Source organism: Nodosilinea sp. FACHB-141, from assembly GCF_014696135.1.
GTDB lineage: Bacteria > Cyanobacteriota > Cyanobacteriia > Phormidesmidales > Phormidesmidaceae > Nodosilinea.
On sequence record NZ_JACJPP010000002.1, the window covers coordinates 39,949 to 60,181 of the forward strand.

Annotated in this window: 8 protein-coding genes; 2 read left to right on the top strand and 6 right to left on the bottom strand. The window is 59.4% G+C overall.

What is annotated here, in order from left to right; all coding sequences use genetic code 11:
• Positions 1 to 31: 31 nt before the first annotated feature.
• The 4 genes from H6F59_RS00190 to H6F59_RS00205 all read right to left on the bottom strand — a co-directional run bounded on the left by H6F59_RS00190 (position 32) and on the right by H6F59_RS00205 (position 11,255).
• Positions 32 to 4,129, bottom strand: a complete 4,098-nt coding sequence (locus H6F59_RS00190) for a PAS domain S-box protein (RefSeq protein ID WP_190694120.1) — start codon at positions 4,127 to 4,129, stop codon at positions 32 to 34.
• A gap of 180 nt (positions 4,130 to 4,309) precedes the next feature.
• On the bottom strand, positions 4,310 to 5,542 hold the full coding sequence (locus H6F59_RS00195; protein WP_190694122.1) for an EAL domain-containing protein: 1,233 nt from the start codon (positions 5,540 to 5,542) through the stop codon (positions 4,310 to 4,312).
• A gap of 635 nt (positions 5,543 to 6,177) precedes the next feature.
• Positions 6,178 to 8,838, bottom strand: coding sequence for a PAS domain-containing sensor histidine kinase (locus tag H6F59_RS00200; protein WP_190694124.1), 2,661 nt, complete (start codon positions 8,836 to 8,838; stop codon positions 6,178 to 6,180).
• An 8-nt stretch (positions 8,839 to 8,846) separates the two neighbouring features.
• A complete protein-coding gene (locus H6F59_RS00205) occupies positions 8,847 to 11,255 on the bottom strand; it encodes a PAS domain-containing protein (RefSeq protein WP_190694126.1) in 2,409 nt (802 codons plus the stop codon).
• Positions 11,256 to 11,738: 483 nt separating this feature from the next.
• Between H6F59_RS00205 and wecB the strand changes: the two genes are divergently transcribed.
• Positions 11,739 to 12,887 (top strand): non-hydrolyzing UDP-N-acetylglucosamine 2-epimerase, encoded by a 1,149-nt coding sequence (wecB, locus tag H6F59_RS00210; protein ID WP_190694128.1) that lies wholly within the window; start codon positions 11,739 to 11,741, stop codon positions 12,885 to 12,887.
• Between the two features lie 62 nt (positions 12,888 to 12,949).
• Here wecB and cobN read toward each other — a convergent pair whose 3' ends face one another.
• Positions 12,950 to 16,909 carry a cobaltochelatase subunit CobN gene (cobN, locus tag H6F59_RS00215; protein ID WP_190694129.1) on the bottom strand — a complete coding sequence of 1,320 codons (3,960 nt, stop codon included), beginning with the start codon at positions 16,907 to 16,909 and terminating at the stop codon, positions 12,950 to 12,952.
• A 178-nt stretch (positions 16,910 to 17,087) separates the two neighbouring features.
• Here cobN and H6F59_RS00220 point away from each other — a divergent pair, with 178 nt between their 5' ends.
• Entirely contained in the window at positions 17,088 to 19,259 is a 2,172-nt protein-coding gene (locus H6F59_RS00220; RefSeq protein ID WP_199325444.1) for an ATP-binding protein, read from the top strand.
• Between the two features lie 208 nt (positions 19,260 to 19,467).
• Here H6F59_RS00220 and H6F59_RS00225 read toward each other — a convergent pair whose 3' ends face one another.
• Entirely contained in the window at positions 19,468 to 20,196 is a 729-nt protein-coding gene (locus tag H6F59_RS00225; RefSeq protein ID WP_190694309.1) for a TPM domain-containing protein, read from the bottom strand.
• Positions 20,197 to 20,233: the final 37 nt, after the last annotated feature.

Genomic DNA, 20,233 nt, shown 5'->3' on the forward strand with positions numbered 1-20,233 from the left:
AGCATGTCCCGTTGCCCAAACTGGTCTGCCCTCACCCACCGAGCTGAAACACACGGTAGCGATCGCGCCCCTGCTGCTTGGCGGCGTAGAGGGCGGCATCGGCCTGGTCAATTAGGGTTTGAGCCTGCTGCTCAACGGTGGGTATAACGCTGGCAATGCCGAGGCTAAGGGTGATGCGCTGGCCCAGGGGCGAGGCGCCGTGAAACAGCGCTAGCTCCGCCAAGGCCTGCTGAATGGCGCGGGCGATCGCCTCAGCTCCGGTCTGGTCAGTGTCGGGCAGCACCAGGGCAAACTCCTCGCCGCCGTAGCGGGCTACCAGGTCAGCCGGGCGTTTGGCCATCTGCTCTAGGGCATGAGCCACCCGCTGCAGGCACACATCCCCCGCCGGGTGACCGTAGGTGTCGTTGTACTGCTTGAAGTGGTCAATGTCGCACAGAATCAGACTCAGGGGAGCCTGGGCCCGCAGCAAACGCCCCCACTCCTGCTGGAGGTAGGTGTCAAAGCTACGCCGGTTGGCCACCTGGGTGAGGCCGTCGTGGGTGGCTAGGTGTTCCAGCTGGCGGTTGACGGTTTGAATATGCTGGTAGAGCTGCGACTGCTGAATCGCGATCGCCAGCTGGATGGCCAGCCGCTTCAACACATCTAGCTCAGAGGTTTCCCAAGGGCGTGGCCCCTGGCTGTGGTGGGCCATCAGCATGCCCCAAAGCCGATTGCCCTGCACAATTGGCACCACCACCTGAGCCCGGGCCTGGGTAAAGCCATCGAGGGGGCAAAGGCGATCGGGCTCGGCCTGAAGGTCGGCAACCGCCTCTAAGTTGCCCTGCTGCAACTGCACCAGCCGCGCCTCAGCGATCGGACTGTGCACCTGTTGCCCCAGCAGCGGTGGACAGCCAGCGGTGATGGCCTCGGCGATCACCATGCCCTGGCCACTGGCCTCCAAACGATAGATCAGCACTCGGTCGGTGCGCAAAAACTGCTGCACCTCAGTTACGGTGGTGGTAAGAATTGCCTTCAGGTCAAGGGTTTGGCGAATGCGTTGGGCAATTTCACTCAGCAGCCGCTCCTGCTCAGCTCGCCGCCGCAGGGCCGCCACCTCCGATCGCCTGAGCTCAGTAATATCGGTGAACGAGAGCACTACCGCGTAGGGCAAGCGTTCATTGGGATGAAAGAGGGGACGAGTATTGCAGGAAATCCAGGTAATGCCGTCGGGTTTGACCACGCCCATCACCTGGTTGTTAACCAGTTGCCCCGTGCTCAGAGTGAGTAGAGCTGGGTGCTCCTCCTGAGGGCAGGGAGAACCATCTTCCCCAATCATGTACAGGTTCATATCGGCTAGGGAGCGGCCGACGATCTGCCAACTTTGCAACCCTAAAATCTTGGCCGCACTGGCATTGCAGGTCAATAGAACGCCATCGGCCTGCACCACGGCTACCCCTTCTGAAAGGGCCGCCACCACCGAACGATAACGCTCCTCACTGTCTTGAAGCTCTTGCAGTAGGGTAGTTTTGGCCTCAAACTCCCTGGCTAAGTGTAGGCTGGCCGCCAAAAAACCAGCCATTAGCTGTAGGGTTTGTCGATCGGACCCCGTAAAGGCGTTGGGCTGGCATGAGAAGACTTTGATCACGCCGACCCGTTCTGCCTGATAGGTCAGAGGCACCACCACCATCGATCGCAGCCCCAGCGCCTGAATAACAGAGGACTTGCTCCACCCCTCCCGATCGACATCGGCGCAGTACAGCGTGCGGCCCTCGGTGAGGCACTGACCGCCTAGGCTATCGGCCAAGGGCAATCGCCAGCCTAAATGGGCTTGAGCGATGCCGCTACCGGCCTGGCACACCAGTTCGGCACCTTCGAGGATCTCAACGGCGGCCCCGTCGGCACGGGTGAGCGATAGAGCACCTGCGGCAATCACCGCCATCACCTGTTCTAGATGAGGATTGACCAGGGCCACCTTTTGTTGGGTCTCGACGACCTCAGATAGGCGCTCTAGTTCCTGTTGCAGAGCACTTTCGGCCTGCCTGCGTTCAGCTTCGAGCTGGGCTCGTTCGCTAATGTCTTTCATAAAGCAGTAATGACCCTGGCGCTGCTGCCGGTCATCGTAGGCCGTCACCATAAACAACTGCTTATGAAAGATTGAGCCATCCTTACGCAAGCCTCGAGCTTCGATATTGACATTGCCCTGGGCCAGCATGGCGGCATAGGCCTGGTTGAGCCGATCTAAATCATCAGGGTGAACGGTAATTTGCCAAGTTTGGCCCACCAGTTCCTCTGGGGTATAGCCCACCATGGCGGCATAGGCCTGGTTGACGCTGATGTAACGCCCGGCGTTGTCCAATCGCGAAATGCCCTCGACGGCATGGGCTAGAGCAGTGCTCATTTCGCGCAGCTCTCGCTCGGCCTGCACACGATCGCTAATGTCTTGGGCAATGCCGTAGAGGCGCACGACCTCGTCCTGGGCATTGCGTTCGGCCTGGCCCCGGTCATCGATATAGCCCACGGTGCCGTCACTGCGGTTACACCGAATTCGGATGCTGTAGGGTTCACCGGTCGTTAGGGCTTGTTCGACCGACTGGCGCAGGTAGTCGCCGTCCTCTGGGTGGTAGAGCCGCAGCAGTTCGTCGAAGCCAGGCTCGCCCAGGGCGGGGTCGCGCCCTAAGATGCGAAATTTTTCGGCTGACCAGGTGACTTTTTGGGTGGCAACGTCGTACTCCCAACTGCCAATGCGGCCCACGCTCTGGGACTCTAGCAACATGGCCTGGCTTTTGCGCAGGGCAATTTCTGACTGTTTGCGCTCGTTAACATCTTGAATTTGCGAGACAAAATAGAGCGGAACCTGCTGCTCGTCGGTGACAATCGACACGCTCAGCATCACCCAGATCCAGTGGCCCTGGCGGTGGCGGTAGCGCTTTTCTAGGTGGTAGTGGCGAATGTCCTGGTTGAGCAGCTGCCGCACCAGGTCTAGGTCGGTGTCTAGGTCGTCGGGGTGGGTGATGGCTTGGAACGTGGTGGCCAGCAGCTCGTCCTCGCTGTAGCCCGTGATTTCGCACAGGGAGCGATTGACCTCTAGCCAGTGACCTTCTAGGCTAACTAGCGCCATGCCGATGCCAGCGTAGTCAAAGGCGTTGCGAAAGCGCTGGTTGCTGAGGTGGAGGGCCTGGTTGCTGGTCTCTAGCTCGGCGTTGCGCTCAGCCAGCTCGGCGGTGCGCTCGGCCACCTTGGCCTCTAGGGACTGATTTAGCTGGCGCAGGGCGATCTCGGTGCGTTTGCGATCGCTAATATTATAGGCCGTTGATCGGCTGCTGACGTAGTTGCCCTGCTCGTCATACTCGGCGATCGCGTTGAGCAAAATCCACTGGGTGGAGCCGTCGGCCCCCACTAGCTCAAACTCTAAATCGCTAATGCGGCCCCGCTGCTTAAACAGAGAAAAGTTAGCAGCAAAGGTGGCCTGGCTGGCCGGAGTGATCACATCCCAGAAGCGCAGCCGGCCTACTACCGCCTCGCGCTCATAGCCCAGCCACCCCAGCTCGGTGTCGTTAATTTCAATAAATACCCCGTTGCTGTCGAGCGAGTGGTAGCCGCAGGGAGCCTGATGGTAGAGGTTATCGATGGCCACCCGCTGGGCGGCAGTGGTGGCGATCAGCTGACGGCTCGACAACTGCAGCTCCAGCTGCTCCATCACCACGGCGGCCAGGTCAGCCAGGGTTTGAGTTTCATTAGCGGTGAGCTGGCGGGGCTGGTGGTCGATAATGCACAGGGTGCCGATGGCCATACCATCGGCAGTGGTGAGGGGAGCGGCGGCGTAAAACCTGAGGCCCAGCTCGCCCTGCACCAGAGAATTGGACTGCGTGCGTGGGTCTTGACGGGCATCGGTAATGGCGTAGACCTCGCCCTGCAAAATTGCCGAGGCGCATAACCCCAACTCTCGGTCAATTTGCTCTAGGGTGACTCCATAGCGCGACTTAAACCAGATGCGATCGCGATCGACTATAGTCACCAACGCAATGGGCACCTGAAACAGGCGGGCCGCGATCGCCGTAACCCGGTCCAAGGCCTTATCCGACTGCATATCAAGGATGTGGTAGCGATGCACCGCCGCCAGCCGTTCAGCGTCGTCGGTTAAATTGTTCATCCTGGCCTGTGTGGCGAATTGTATGCAAATGTATGGGTTTGCACGCTTTCTTTATGATGCCCTTACATAGCGTTGGGGTGATCGAGGCTTCCTCGACCTTCACAGTCTGTAGTTAACGGCTTGGGCAAACCCGGCACTAAGGACACCCCTATCTAAACTGTAAAGCCCCAGGTCAGTTTCCTAGCTCTCCCTCAGGGCATAACGATCGCGCACGGCTAGCCAAGGCCAAAAATCGTCGCCAGCCAGGGGGCGAGCAATGTGGTAACCCTGGGCCAGGTCGCAGCCAATGGTGGTTAGAAAATCGAGGGTTTCGGCGTCTTCAACCCCCTCAGCGGTGCAGCGCAGCCCCAGACTGTGGCCCAGGTCAACAATAAATTTCACCACCGTGCGCGACTCGGGAGACGTCATCGCTGTCATCACAAACGACTTGTCAACCTTAATCTCTGAGAAGGGCAGCCGCACCAGCTGCAGCATCGACGAAAACCCAGTGCCAAAGTCGTCAATCGACAGGTGAAAGCCAATCATGCGCAGCCGGGTGAGCAGATCGAGGGAGGCCACCGGGTCATCCATGGCGCTGGTTTCGGTGAGTTCAAAAATCAGCCGGGCGGGGTCAACGCCCTGGGCACCGCAGCGCTCCTGCACGCGCTCAAACAGCGCCCCGTTGCCCAGGGTGCGGGCCGAAATATTCACCGACAGCATCAGCTGATCGCCGATCGCCGCAGACAGCGGTGTTGCCCCCGCCGTGCAGAGCGGCCCAAACCAGGCTAGGGCCTGCTCAATCACCTGATCGGTGAGAGGGTCAATCAGATCACAGCTCTCCGCCAGGGGAATAAACCGCCCCGGCGGCAGCAGACCATAGACAGGGTGAGCCCACCGCACCAGAGCCTCAACCCCGGCCAGTTCACCGGTGGTACAGAGCACCTTAGGCTGGTAGGCCAGCACAAACTCACGGCGATCGAGGGCTTGGAGCAGGTCAGCCGGGGTCAGCTCCGGCGGCTGGAAGGGGGCACCGACAACCGGGGGCGGCGGGGGCGGGCTGGAGACTTGGCCCAGCAGCATTTCCCGCAGCTGGTTAGGCGAAAAGGGCTTGGCCAGCACCCCGGCAATGTCGAGGCCGTGCTCAACCGCCGATCGCCCAGCGGCATCAAGCACTCGACTGCCAACACCGCTGGTAATAATAATTTTGGCCCGGCAAGACAGCTTGGCCAGCCGAGCCATGACTTGCACCCCATCCATAGTGGGCATCACCAGGTCAAGGGCAATGTGGGTGGGCTGCCACTCGCGGAGCAGGTCAAAGAACCGGTCAGGGTCGGGGGTAAAATATACCTCCAGCCCAGCAAATTCAGCGATTCGCTGAATAGTCTCCCCGGTCATAGGGTCGTCATCTAAAATCAACAGTCGGCGATCGCCCATGCCCTACCAATGCCCCCCTCAAACCGTCCTTGTGCTGCCATGGTCCCAGCCAGCCCCCTCTCAGCCTGCCCACCCACCCCTACCCATCCAGCACGTCACAAACTTTTTGGGCTAAATCGGCCTGCCGGTAGGACTTACTTAGCAACTTGACTCCAGGGTCAAGCCGCTCTAGGTGAACAATGACCTGCGCTGAACAGTAGCCAGGACCGCTGGGCCGCTTCTGGCTACTGTCATCTGATACCCCAGCTGCTCTAGCTGATTTTGCCCGTAGCTCGTGCACCAGGTTATCGTCTTTGACTGAGAGAAACCGTTCTTAACCAATCGCAGAGACTGCCATCGCTGCGCTTTCAGAAACGTCCTGGATTCGTTGATGTCTGGGTGAATACAGCCTAACCGTCGTGCCCTGACCTAACTCCGAATTAATTGTGATAAATCCGTTGGACTGCTGAGCAAACCCGTATACATGCTAAGCCTTAGCTTGGGACCCTGACCCGTATCTTTCGTTGTAGATTGGGGCTCACATAGGCGAAATAGATATTCTTTATCAATGCCTACTATTGTTATGTTGAAGACGGCATTCAGTCCGAATAAAGTCGCCGCTGCTCAGCTAGAGAAGGTGGGTTGGGGAGTTTGTATCAGTGACAGGGAGCAGTCAGCGCCTCTCGAATCTTTCGCGAAAGTTCGGTGCGGCCGTAGGGCTTGCTGAGCAGCTGTATACCTTCATCTAAGCGACCTTGATGGACAATAGCATTTTCGCTATAGCCCGAGGTGTAGAGCACCCGCAGCCCCGGCCTGATCTGCTGGGCCAGGTCAGCTAGTTCGCGCCCACTCATACCGCCGGGCATCACCACGTCAGTAAACAGCAGGTCAATGTTGTCTTGCTGGTAGAGCATGGCCAGAGCTGCCGGACCGCTGGTGGCCACCAGCACTCGGTAGCCTAGATCAACCAGCTGGTCGTGGGCGTAGCGGCGCACTAGCTCGTTGTCTTCCACCAGCAAAATCAGCTCTGAGTGGGCGGCCACCACTCCCTCTGGAGCAGGCAGGGAGGGCTGAACATCACCCCAAAATCGGGGTAGATACATTCGGATGGTGGTGCCGTGGCCCAGCTCGGAATAGATCTTGATGTGGCCTCCCGACTGCTTGATGAAGCCATAGACCATGCTCAGGCCCAAGCCGGTGCCCTTGCCCTGTTCTTTGGTGGTAAAGAAGGGCTCAAATACCCGCTCTAGATGCTTGGGATCAATGCCCACGCCCGTATCCGACACCGACACCATGACGTAATGCCCCGACACCACCTCCACGTGTTGGCTGGCGTAGTCTTGGCTAAGGTATGTGTTGGCGGTTTCAAGGGTGAGCTGGCCCCCTCGAACCATCGCATCGCGGGCGTTGAGGCAGAGGTTGAGCAGGGCGTTTTCTAGCTGGGCCGGGTCAACTAGGGCGGGCCACAGATTGGCCTCTGCCACGATGTTGATGTCAATGTGCTCGCCCAGGGTGCGACGCAGCAGCCCATCCGTAGCGGTCATCAACTGATTGACATCAACGGGCTTGGGATCGAGGGCCTGGCGACGGGCAAAGGACAACAGCCGCTGGGTGAGTTCGGCCCCCCGCTGGGCGGCGCTGCCAATCATCTGCGCCAGGGGGTGCAGGTGAGGGTCAGCTTCAAGCATTTCGCCCAGCAGCTCGGCGTTGCCCAAAATGACGGTGAGCAGATTGTTGAAGTCGTGGGCAATGCCCCCAGTCAGCTGCCCTATGGATTCTAGGCGCTGCGATTGGTGCAGACGCTCTTCAAGGGCTATGCGATCGGTCACATCTTGAAAATACACCGCCAGGCCCTCGTGGGATGGATAGGCTCGCACATCTAACCAGACGTTTAAGGGGGCATAAAACTCTCGAAACTCGACCGATTGCCCCTCATTTACCGCTTTTTCATACTGCTGCTGAAAGACACTGCCGCTCGCCTCTGGAAACTCATCCCATGCATATTTGCCCAGTAGATCGACCCGCTCACGCTGCAAGAGTTGTTCGGCCTGGCGGTTGATAAAGGTAAAGTTCCACTGGCGATCGAGGGTAAAAAAGCAGTCGGTAATGCTCTCTAAAGTGGTGTTGAGGCGATCGGCGATCTGGCGGGCCTCCTGTTCAAGCTGCTTTTGGTCGTGAATTTCGATCGCAGTGCCGTACCACTTAACAATTTGCTCGGCTTCGTCACGAATGGGCACCGCCTGCACCAGATGCCAGCGGTAGTCGCCGTCGTAGCGCCGCGTCCGAAGCTCAACCCGGTAGGGGCTGGCAGACTGCACCGCCGCCGTCCACACAGTCAAGCAGAGGTCAACGTCGTCAGGGTGCAGCAGGGTCATCCAGATCTGGCTCGGGGGCGTATCAGGGTCATAGATGCCGGTGTAGACCCTTAGGGCGTGGCTAGCGTAGTCGACGGTGCCGTTGGGGTCGGCGGTCCACACGATCAGGGGCATGGCGTCGGCCAGCTGGCGAAACCGCTGCTCACTGCGCTCTAAAGACACTTCAGCCAGCTTTTGCGAGGTAATGTCTTGAAAGGCCCCCTGCACGGCCACGATAGCGCCCTGCTCGTTGCGCACGGGCTGGCCAATAGAGCGCACCCACAGCCGGCGCTGGCGGGCCGTAATAATTTGCAGCTCTTCGTCAAAGGGCAAGCCAGTCTTGACGCAGGCGGCAAAGACAGCGGTAATGCGATCGCGGTACTCAGGGGCATAAAACTCAATGCCCTGAGCCACCGTGGGGGCGAAGCCCGGCTCGACCTCGTGGATGCGACACACTTCCTCAGACCAGACCGCTACATGGGTGTCGAGGCGCACCAGCCAGCCGCCTAGATGGCCAATCTCGCTAGCGATTTGCAGTAAAGTCTGCTGCGATCGCAAGGTATCGTAGGCCTCGCTGAGCAACCGCTGGGTCTCTTTCACCCGGTGAACGTATTGCAAAATCGCCAGGGTGAGCCCACCGGTGGTGGCGGTTGCTAGAGCTGCCACCAGTCGATTGGCGATCGCGTAGGCCAGAGCCGCCCCGGTCAGATTCGAGGGTGACACAAAAAAGCCCACCGCCGTTAGCCCCACACCGGCCACGGTTGCTCCCACAACCCACCAGCTATTGCGAGACAGCCCCGCCACCGCCACCCACGGCATATACAACATGCCGTGGGCAAACCCTAGGGGCGTCACCATATCGGCTAGGAACACCCCCACAAAACCGGCGAGGGTCAACCCCCGAGCCCAGCGGGTCGAGGGTCGAGGCAGCCGAAACGTCATAGCTGGGCCGCGAGAAAACATTCCCTAGGTTAACCTTTGGCAAGGGCTTGACGAACATGACGGGCCAGCTCAGCCCGCTGGTAGGGCTTGGCTAGCAGTAGAATTCCAGGCTCTTGCGCCCCCTGGTGAATCAGGGCATTTTCGGTATAGCCAGAAGTATAGAGGACCCGCAGCTGCGGCTGCAGCCGGTGAGCCGCAGCTGCTAGGTCACAGCCCGTCATGCCGCCGGGCATGATCACATCGGTAAATAGCAGATCGATTTCAGGCCATTGATGCAGCAGCTTTAGGGCTGCTGGGCCATTTTCAGCCGCCAACACCCGGTACCCCAGACTTTCGAGCTGCTGCTGGGCGTGAGCGCGCACCAGAGCGTTGTCTTCAACAAGCAAAATTAGCTCTGAGCCACCAGAATAGGCATCTGACCATGCAGGGGAAGTCTCTGGGCCATGACAACTCTCTAAAGCCGGTTTAGAGCCATGATGGCAGCGGGGCAGGTATAGTCGCACGGTGGTTCCTGCTCCTGGCTCAGAGTCAATGGTGACGTAGCCGTTGGACTGGCGGACAAAGCCATAGACCATGCTCAGTCCTAGCCCGGTGCCTTTGCCCCTGGCCTTAGTGGTAAAAAATGGCTCAAAAACCTGGCTCAGCAGCTCTGGCCCCATGCCCACTCCATTGTCCGACACGGCAACTAGAACATAGTCGCCTGGGGAGAAGTCGCCCTGGAACTTGTCGCCGGGTGAGATGATGCAGGTCTGGGCGGTCGTGAGGGTGAGGCGGCCCACGCCGTTCATGGCATCGCGGGCGTTGAGGCAGAGGTTGAGCAGGGCGTTCTCTAGCTGACTGGCATCGACTAGAGCAGACCCCAGCTGAATATCATAGCTACAGCGCACCTCGACCTGTTCTCCCAAGGTGCGGCGCAGCATTGCATCCATACGACCAATCAGCTGGTTGACATCAACGGGCTTGGGGTCCAGGATTTGGCGACGGGCAAAGACCAGCAGGCGCTGGGTGAGGTCGGCTCCTCGCTGGGCCGCCCCGCTGATCATATCGGCTAGCGATCGCAGCCGGGGCTGGGTGTCGAGCAGTTCGACCAGCAGCTCGGCGTTGCCCAAAATCACCGTCAGCAGGTTGTTAAAGTCATGGGCAACCCCGCCGGTGAGCTGGCCAATGGCCTCCATTTTTTGGCTTTGCAGCAGCTGCGCCTCTAGGTTCTTTTGCTCAGTTAAATTGAGCATGCCGCCAATCATCCGAAGCGCCTGCCCCTGCTCGTTGCGAATCACATAGCCGCGATCCATGACGTAGGCATAGCGGCCATCGTGGCAGCGAAATCGGTACTCGTTCGTCCAGATGGTGGCGTCTCCCTCTAGAGCTGTCTGTATTGAGGCCAGCAGCCGCTGGCGATCGTCGGGGTGCAGGCGGCTGTGCCACCAGTCGTAAGAGGTCCCAAGGTCATCATCGCCATAGCCAAACAGCATTTTATACCCCTCCCCTCGCCAGGTGATATCGGCGAGCAAATCCCAATCCCAAATGGCGTCGTTGGTGGCCTTCGAGACCAGTCGAAACCGTTCTTCACTGGCCCGCAAAGTGACCTCAGCCGTCTTCTGGGCGGTCACGTCGATTACCGTACCCAGCTGCCGGGAGGGTTGTCCCTCGGCGTCCACTTCGATGTTGCCCCGATCCGACAGCCAGCGCACATCCCCATCGGGGCGACGAATGCGGTAGGTGACCTCCAAAGTTCCGCTAAACCGATTAACTTGGGCATGGTTGCTCAGCAGTTCGGGCCGATCTTCGGGCAGCACCCACTCGATGAACCGTTCAAAGCTCTCAATAGGATCCTCGGGACGCAGGCCAAACAGGCGATAGGTGCCCACCGACCAGACTAGGTGGTTGGTGTTCAAGTCGAGGGCCCAACTGCCCATGTTGCCAATGCGTTCGGCGCTGGTAAGCAAAGTGGCCTGCTGACGAATACGGGTGGTCAACAGCGCCTCGGCTCGGCGGCGTTCAGCGTCAAGCTGCATCTGTTCGCTGAGGTCGCCCCCCGCCCCTGCCACCGACCCCGATCGCGGTCTGCGGCGGCGTGCCAGGGCACAGTCCAGGGCCCGCCCAATTTCGGCGGCGGTTTGTCCCCAAACTAGGTAATCCTCGGCTCCAGCCCAGACGGCCTCTAACCCCAGGGCCGCCTGGTTTGGGTTGACCAACACAATCACCGGCACGTCGGGGGCTTGTGCCTGAAGCGCCTCTAACGGAGCCAGCCCCGCCGTGGCTGAGCCAGCTAAATTCAGCAAAATGCCGTCAACTTGATGGCCAGCAGCGAGGTAAGCCAAGGCGGCATCGACCTGGTCTAGGGCAACTAGCCCCAGTTGGCATGCAGGGCGATCGCACCCCAATGCTGCTGAATTCTCTCCTACCCAAAGAATCTGATTGGCCAGCTGCCCGGTCATAGGATACCTCTTAGGCTCCATGGATGTGGCCCTATGGCGTGGGCTACTCCCCATAGCAATCGGTCGACAAACCGTTGTTTTTGTCTATGGTAAGCATCGAGTCACCCCTAAAGCTATCTATGGCAATAATTATTGTCGAGTGGTGGACTGCGATCGCGGCAAATTCCCTGTCATTGGTGAACTTGTACTAAATCCTGAATGAATACCCCCGCTTTGTAGGGGCGTAGCATGCTACGCCCCTACAGGGTTTCTGCATCATGAATTGGGGTTCATCAAATCGGATTTCGTGTTCGGCCTGAGCCAGCAGCTACCGTCTTATCGCGGGTCAAGTTTAAGTTAGGGCAGCCCAAAACGTCAGAGTTCAAACCTGTTGGGCATTTTTTCCATTTTTCGTTCTTTTGCTATGTCTGGGTACCGCCATCTGGGATGGTGGCATGAACAGGTTATTCTGAGCATGATTTTGCATTCAAAGGGCAGCTCCCTATGGTTCCACCGTTTAAAGTCTGCATTGTGTTGGGCACTCGCCCTGAGGCGATTAAACTTGCGCCGGTGATTCAGTGTTTTCGTCAGTGCCCCGACTTTGACACCCAGGTGCTGCTCACCGGCCAGCATCGGGAGATGGTGGATCAAGTCATGGCGCTGTTTAACCTGGGTGCCGACCGCGATTTGGCGATTATGCAACCCCGCCAAACCCTGACCGACATCACCTGTCGCAGCCTCCAGGGACTAGAAGCCCTGTTTCAAGAGAGTCGCCCCGACATTGTGCTGGTGCAGGGCGATACGACGACGGCCTTTGCCGCGGCCCTAGCGGCCTTTTATCAGAAAATTCCGGTGGGCCATGTCGAGGCGGGTCTGCGCACCGACAACATCTATAACCCCTTCCCTGAGGAGGCCAACCGACGGCTGGTTTCCCAAATTACCCAGCTGCACTTTGCGCCCACGGCTCTGTCGGTGCAGCACCTAGAGCGATCGGGGGTAACCGGTAATCTGCACCAGACCGGCAACACCGTGATCGACGCCCTGCTGTCGGTGGCCGATCGCCGTCCCGACTGCGAGGTGCCGGGGCTAGACTGGAACCGTCACCGAGTAATTTTATCAACGGTGCATCGGCGCGAAAACTGGGGCGCACCTCTAGGGGCGATCGCCGATGGGTTTCTCAAAGTACTCGAACGGTTTCCCGACACCGCCCTGCTGCTGCCCTTGCACCGTAACCCCACGGTGCGAGACCCTCTCCAAGCCGCCCTCGGCGATCATCCCCGAGCTTTTTTGACTGAGCCTCTTGACTACACTCAGTTGGTGGGCGCGATTCAGCGGTGCTACCTGGTGATGACTGACTCGGGTGGCTTGCAGGAGGAAGCCCCCAGCCTGGGTAAACCGGTGCTGGTGCTGCGCGATAACACCGAACGCCCCGAAGCCGTGATGGCCGGCACCGCTAAGCTAATTGGCACCGACGCCGATCGCATGCTGGCGGAGGCCGAGACGCTGCTGCTGAATTCCGAGGCTTACCAGACCATGGCCGAGGCGATCAACCCCTTTGGCGACGGCCAGGCTTCCCAGCGGATTCTTGAGATTACGCGGGCCTATCTGCAACAGACCACAGAAGCCACGGTTCGGCAGCCCCTGGCGTGCTAGTAGGTGGCGGAGTTCGGAGGCTGGTATGGCCCCCCAGGTAGACAGGGTCAGCGCTCAAGAGGCTACTCTGCCTGCCCCTGCCCCTGGTTAAACTGCTGGGTTTCTAGCACTCCTTCCGCCTGGTTGGCGATCTGCCGCAGGCTATCCAGCATCTCGGCCTTGGCTGTGGCCCACAGCCCCCGCTGGTTGGCTTCGAGCAGGCGCTCGGCCATATCGCGCAGCGCCCAGGGGTTTGAGGTTTGCACAAAGGCCTGCACCGCTGGATTGAGCAAGTAGGCCTGGGCCACGCCCTCATACATGTGGTCGGCGACGCAGCGGGCGGTGGCATCGTAGGCAAACAGGTAGTCAACGGTGGCGGCCATCTCAAAGGCCCCCTTGTAGCCGTGGCGCATGACGCCCGCGATCCACTTAGGGTTGACCACGCGAGAGCGGTAGACCTTGGCAATTTCGGCTTCCAGCGATCGCACCTTGGGCTTGGCCGTTACCGCATTGTCGCCAAAGTAGGTGGCGGGCTGCTGCCCCTGGAGAGTTCTCGCCGCCACCGTCATGCCCCCCTGAAACTGGTAGTAGTCGTCAGAGTCGAGCAGGTCGTGCTCGCGATTGTCCTGGTTGTGGAGCACCACTTGCAGGTGCTTGAGCCGCTGCTCAAAAGCTTCGGGCATAGCGTGGCCCTGAGCATCGCGACCATAGGCGTAGCCGCTCCAGTTCAGGTAAGCACGGGCCAGATCTTCGTCGGTGGTCCAGTTTTGCGATTCGATTAGCCCCTGCAAGCCAGCTCCGTAGGCCCCTGGCTTAGAGCCAAAAATGCGGTAGCGCGATCGCAGCTCCGCATGCTCTGCCGTTAGTCCTTGGGCCTGCCACTCGGCACTCTCCTGCCGCGATCGCGCCGCCAAAGGATTTTGTTCCGGTGGTTCCTCCAGAGCCGCCACCGCCGCCACTGCCTGGTCTACCAGGTCGATCAAATTAGGGAAGGCATCACGAAAGAAGCCCGAAATCCGCAGGGTGACATCCACCCGCGGCCGTCCGATCGCTGACAGTGGCAGCACCTCAAAATCGACCACCCGCCGCGAGGGGCCATCCCACACCGGACGTACCCCCATCAGAGCCAAAGCTTCGGCAATGTCGTCTCCGCCGGTACGCATGGTGGAGGTGCCCCACACCGACAGGCCGAGGGTTTGGGGGTACTCGCCGTGGTCTTGGGTGTACTGCTCCACCAGCACTTCCGCCGCTCGTCGTCCCACATCCCAGGCGCTCTCGGTGGGGATGGCGCGAATATCCACCGAGAAGAAATTGCGGCCCGTGGGCAGCACGTCGGGGCGATTGCGGGTAGGCGCTCCGGCGGGGCCACTGGGCACGTAGCGACCGTCGAGGCCCGCCAGCAGGTTGGCGAGCTCGTCCGTGGTGCGGGTTAGCGCAGGAATGAGGGTGTGCTGAATCCAGTAGAGTTCAGTGGCGAGGGCTGTTCCCCTCTCCCCCGGCCCCTCTCCCTGAGGGAGAGGGGAGTTGGAATTTTCTCCGGTTCCCTCTCCCTCAGGGAGAGGGCTAGGGAGAGGATAGCTCGGGGCAGTAACTTGCAGCAGCAACCCTTCCACCAGGCGGGAAGCTTCCTCTTCTAGGGCCTCGATCGCGTCCCCCACAATCCGGCAGTTGACCAACCCGGTGAAAGGCTCCCCAGGATCAGCGGTGAGGGGGTCGAGGTCAAGGCCCCAGGATTCGGCGATCGCCCGCGTCAATCCCTGGCGGCCAGGGCCGGGGTGGCGGGCGATCGCCACGATCAAATCCCGTAGCTGGCGGCTATCGGGGCACTGGCCAAAGATATGGAGGCCGTCGCGGATCTGGGCTTCCTTTAGATCGCAGAGGTAGGTGTCGAGAGTAGGAAGGAGAGTGGGGAGTGGGGGAGTGAGGGAGTGGGGGAGTGTAGGGCTTTGCCCTTCTCGAAGAGTGGAGGCGGGGGAGATTTCAGTCAGGAGGCTGGTTTCGGTGAGTAGGGTGAGGATGCGATCGCCGATCAGCGCCAGCCTTGAGGGATCCAAGCTCTGGGCTTCGTAGTATTCATCCACCAAGCCTTCAAGCTTTTCGAGGGGGCCATAGAGTTCGGCGCGGGTGAGGGGTGGTGTCAGGTGGTCGAGAATTACCGCCTGGGCGCGGCGTTTGGCTTGGGAGCCTTCGCCGGGGTCGTTGACGATAAAGGGGTATAGGTGGGGCATGGGGCCAAACATGGCCTCGGGGTAGCAGTCCTGCGATAGGCCGACGCCTTTGCCGGGCAACCATTCCAGGTTGCCGTGCTTGCCCAGATGAACGATCGCCTGAGCCCCAAAGCTATGCCTCAGCCAGAGATAAAAAGCCAGGTAGTCGTGGGTCGGCTCTAGATCGGGGGAGTGGTAGTTGAGGGAGGGGTCGAGGTCGTAGCCCCGGCTCGGCTGAACACCGATGAAGATGTTGCCGAGTTGGAGTCCGGAAATGGGGAATTTCGAGTTTTGAGTTTTAAGTTCTGAGTTTTGAGTTTCTTCCCCGGCCTCCCCACCTTCTCCATCTCCCCCTGGAATGCCCCAACGAGCGCTCATGCCAGCGCGCACTGCTTCCGGCATAGTTTCAAAATACTGGCGGTAGTCAGCGAGGGGAAGAGACTGGTGAACTTGACGAAAATCCCGGCCTTCGGGGTCGTTAGTCACCCCGGCGGTGAGCTGGCGAATCAGGTCGTCGCCATCGGTGGGAATGTCGCCCAGGGTGTAGCCCGCCGCCTTGAGGGCCTGGAGAACTTCGATCGAACTCTGGGGCGTATCGAGGCCAACGCCGTTGGCGAGGCGACCATCGCGGTTGGGGTAGTTGGCGAGAATCAGGGCGATGCGGCGATCGCCCACAGGAGTACGGCGCAAGGCGGCCCACTGGGCGGCCAGGTCGGTAACAAATTCTATACGGTCAGCTACCGGCTCGTAGGTGACCACGTCGGTTTCTAGCGTCTCGCTACGTTGGTTGACCGATTTAAACGAAACAGCGCGGGTAATGATGCGCCCATCTACTTCCGGTAGGGCCACATTCATAGCAATGTCGCGGGGCGAGAGGCCCAAGCTCTGACTTTCCCAGGCGGCTTTGGTACCGCCGCTGAGAATCACCTGCAGCACCGGCACGTCTAAGGTTTCCCACAAATCTAAATTGGGGGTGGCACCGTCTAGCTTCGCCACCGAAAAGCTGGTAGTGTTCAGCAGCAGGTCAATGCCCTGGTCACCCTTGGGCTTCAGCAGAGCGATCAAATCCTCCTGCACCTCAGGATCTTGCAGTGACGATACAAATACGGGCACCGGGTGCAGCTGTCGTTCTGCCAGCGCCGCGCATAGCGCATCAATAGGCGCAGTATTGCCCGCCAGGTAATGCGCCCGGTAGAAGATCAAGCCCACTTTGACGGTTTCACGCTCCAGTCCCCCTCTCCCTATGGGAGAGGGGCTAGGGGAGAGGGGGTCGGGGTACTTCTCCTGTTGACCAGTGAGATACACCCCAACTTTAGGGATGGGCTGCGGGGCCGGGGGGTGGTAGGTGGTATGGAGAATGCGATCGCACACCTCCATCAACCCATTCGCCATATTCTCGACGCCGCCTTCCTTGAGGTAGCGCCACAGCTGGTTGGCCACCGTCAGCGGCACGGTCGAATGGCTGATCAGGTTAGGGGCGGGGCGATCGTCGCCGGGCAGCACAATCAGGGCGGCCCCGGTTTCGGTGGCCACCTCCCTGACCACTTCCAGACCGTAGGGCCAGTAGGCGCGCCCCCCCAGTAGCCGCACCACAATAATCTGTGCGTGGCGCAGCACATCGTCGGCGTAGGTGTCGATCGCCAACTGCTGCTGAAGCTGAAGCAGGTTGGCCACCCGCAGGGCCGGAAAATCGGCGGGGAAACTGGCCCGCGTCAAGCTTTGAATTTCGGTATCGGCGGCGGTGAGAAATACCAGGGGTGCCGGGGTTTGCTCGATAAAAATAACGCCTTCAGTATCCGGCGTCCAGCCGCCGGGGGTAGCGGCTAAGCGATGCATGGGCGATCCCTAGGGCAACAACAAATCTGAAGGAACTCTAGCGTAAGTCAGGGTAGGCCCAAAACGAAAGTTACTATGGGGACTCCTTAGGATGAGGATCCTTAAACCTTAAGGCTTTCTTTGGCAACTCCCCGTTTCAAACCACCGCAGTGGGCGCCCTCGGCCTCAAAATATAGAGATGCCTGACTTTATAACCCGTGGCACCGAACAGGTCATGCCCAAGGCTGCTCTAGTTTTGCTGGGGCAGTTTTTGCGTCAGTACTGCCAGCAGTACCAGCTGACCCTGCTCACCGAAACTGACCTCCCCGCTGACACTTCTAGCGGCGACAGTTTTTGGTGTTTAGAGGGGCCAGAGCTTGCGGTAGTCGTAATGGCGCGCTCCCAGGATGACGATCGCGCCGTGGTTGGTCTCACTGCCGAGGCTGCTGTCATAGAGGCGTTCTTGGCCCGGCGGGGCTTGAGTCGGACCTTACCTACCACCAGCCTCAACTCCCTCAGCCAGTTTATGCTGGCCTGGCTGCAGGCCTGTGCTGAGGTTCCAGCTCAAATCGTTATCAACCGGCAGCGAGAGCGCCGCTTGCTGCTCAACCAGGTGATCACCAAAATTCAGGGCAGCTTGGAATTGGGTGAAATTTTAGAAACCACTGTAGCCGAGGTGCGCCAGTTTCTTCAGGCCGATCGGCTGCTGATCTACCAGTTTGACCAGGTGCCTGCCACCCCGGTTCAGCCTATGGATAGCGATGCTCCAGCCCACTTCAGCGGGGCGCGCCCAATTGGCTATATCACCTACGAGTCGCGATCGAGCAATCGCCTCGCCTCGGTGCTCAACTACACCGAAGACCTCTGCTTTAACGACCACCCCGACTACCCCCACCAAGAGCGCCGCTACCGCCACGGTCGCCCCCTCGCCATCGACGATGTGGGCAAAGCCTACCCCCATGCCCCCTGCATGGAAACCTTTCTTCAACAAATGCAGGTGAAGTCAAAGGCCGTGACGCCCATTCAGGTAGGGCAGCAGCTCTGGGGGCTGCTGATTGTGCACCAGTGCGACGACCTGCGCCAGTGGCAGCCCTGGGAGACCGAGTTTTTGCAGCACATTGCCGAGCACCTAGCGATCGCCATCAACCAGGCCCAGCTCTACCAACAGCTTCAGCAGCAGACCCAAAACCTGGAGGTTTGCGTCGTTGAACGCACCCAAGACCTGCGCGATGCCTTAGTGGCCGCCGAAGCCGCCAACCGGGCCAAAACCGAGTTTTTGGCCACCATGAGCCACGAGCTGCGCACCCCTCTCACCTACATCATTGGCATGTCGGCTACCCTACTGCGCTGGTCCTTGGGCGAACTCACCCCCCGCCAGCGCGACTACCTCTCCACCATTCAAACCAGCGGCGAGCATCTGCTGCGCGTCATCAACGACATTCTCGACGTGTCAAAAATTGAGGCTGGGCGCACTGTTCTAGAAGTGCGCCAATTTTCCCTCACCTCCCTCTGTCGCCAAAGCGTCGATGGTTTTCGCACTGAGGCCGCTCAAAACGACATCGACATTGCCCTCGACCTCAAGCTGCCCAACGGCCAAGACACCTTTTTAGCCGACCCCCGCAGGGTGCGGCAAATTCTCGCCAACCTGCTCAGCAATGCCGTCAAATTCACCGATGCTGGTGGCAAGGTCGTTCTGCGTGTGCGGCGTGAGCAAAACGATGCCGTCTTTCAAGTCCAAGACACGGGCATTGGCATTTCAGCCGCCGCCCAATCCTTGCTGTTTGGCAAGTTTCAGCAGCTTGAGAATGTGCTCCAGCGAGAGCACCCGGGCACAGGCTTGGGCCTAGCCCTCACCAAGCAGCTGGTCGAGCTCCACGGCGGTTCTATAAAAGTGAACTCAGAGGTTGGCAAGGGCTCTATTTTTACCGTCAGAATTCCGGCGCAGCGATCGACCGAACCCCTAGCGGCCGAGCCATTGCTCACCGCCGAACCCATTGTGGGGCGCATTGTGCTGGTCGAAGACAATGAAGAAACCGCTAGCGTCATCTGTGACATGCTCACCGCCGCTGGCTACCAGGTGATCTGGATTGTGGATGGATCGCGAGTGCTCGACCAGGTAGCTCTGCTTCAACCCGCGGCCATGATCACCAGCCTCAGCTTAGCCAGCGCTGATGGCAGCGACATCATTGCCACCCTGCGCCAGGGCTCAGACTCCCCAGGGCCAAAAATCCTAGCTTTAGTCGATTTAGACACCCCTAACCAAATAGAGCAAGCCCTCAAAGCAGGTGCCAATGACTGCGTCAGCAAACCCATCGACCCCCGGCAACTGCTAGCAACAGTCAACGCCGTTATGACTGCCCAGCCGGTGTAGCTAAGAAATTGGGTAGAGGGTCTTGACCGAATAAGCGATCGCCATGCAGCAGAACAATGTCGGTCCAAAATAACCAAAAATGTCAAAATTCAAGCCTAATTAAACATTTTTCGTTCTTTCGCTACAGCTCTAAAAACAGAGTGGGCATTGTTCTGACGAACAATGCCCACAGCCCACACCTAGTGCAGGTTAGCCAAACCACCCGTCGTTAGGTCTCAGAAGAGGCCTGATTGCCGAGAATTGGAGTCAGAAAGGCTACTAAAGCGCCAATCAAAAAGCCAGCGACGTTACGCGTTAGGGGCAGCCAGTCACTGGTACGGGTTACTACCGGGCCAATGCCAAAGGCAAAGAACAGAATCCCCCACAGCGGCGAGAAAATCAGCACCCACTGCCAGGCGAAAATTTGTCCGGGCTTGCGAGGGTGGGCCGCAAATCCACAAATTACGCCGCCAACAATGGAGGTAATCAGTGTTAGCACCCACTGCTCTTGAGGCAGACCAGGCACCACGTTGCACCCCCCCTGGCGCAGACAGCCCTGAATCGATTCCAGGGCGCTGAGAATAGAGTTGTCTTCGCCGTTTTCGCGCACAAAGAACTGATTGCCGTAGCGGGTTTGCAGCTCAATCCAGAAGGTGCGGGGCAGCAAGTCATAAACGGCATCACCCACACTGAAGTTGAGTAGATTGCCGCCGCGCGGGTCAGCCACTAGCATAATGCTGCGATCGTCGAGACCCCAAAAGTCCTTCACCGCCCGGCCTGGGGTTTGGTCGTACTGGGTCAGCACCCGCAGCTTCCAGCCAGTTTCGGCTTCAAAGTCATTGAGCTTAGAGTCGAGGCTTTCTTCTTGGCGAGCGCTGAGCGACTTGGCCAGATCAATGATGGCAGTCTGGGTATCGGGCAAGAGTTCTGGGTTGTCGTAAGCCAGGGCCGGTGCCATCGGCAGCCAGGCGCAGAGGCTTACTACACAAATGACC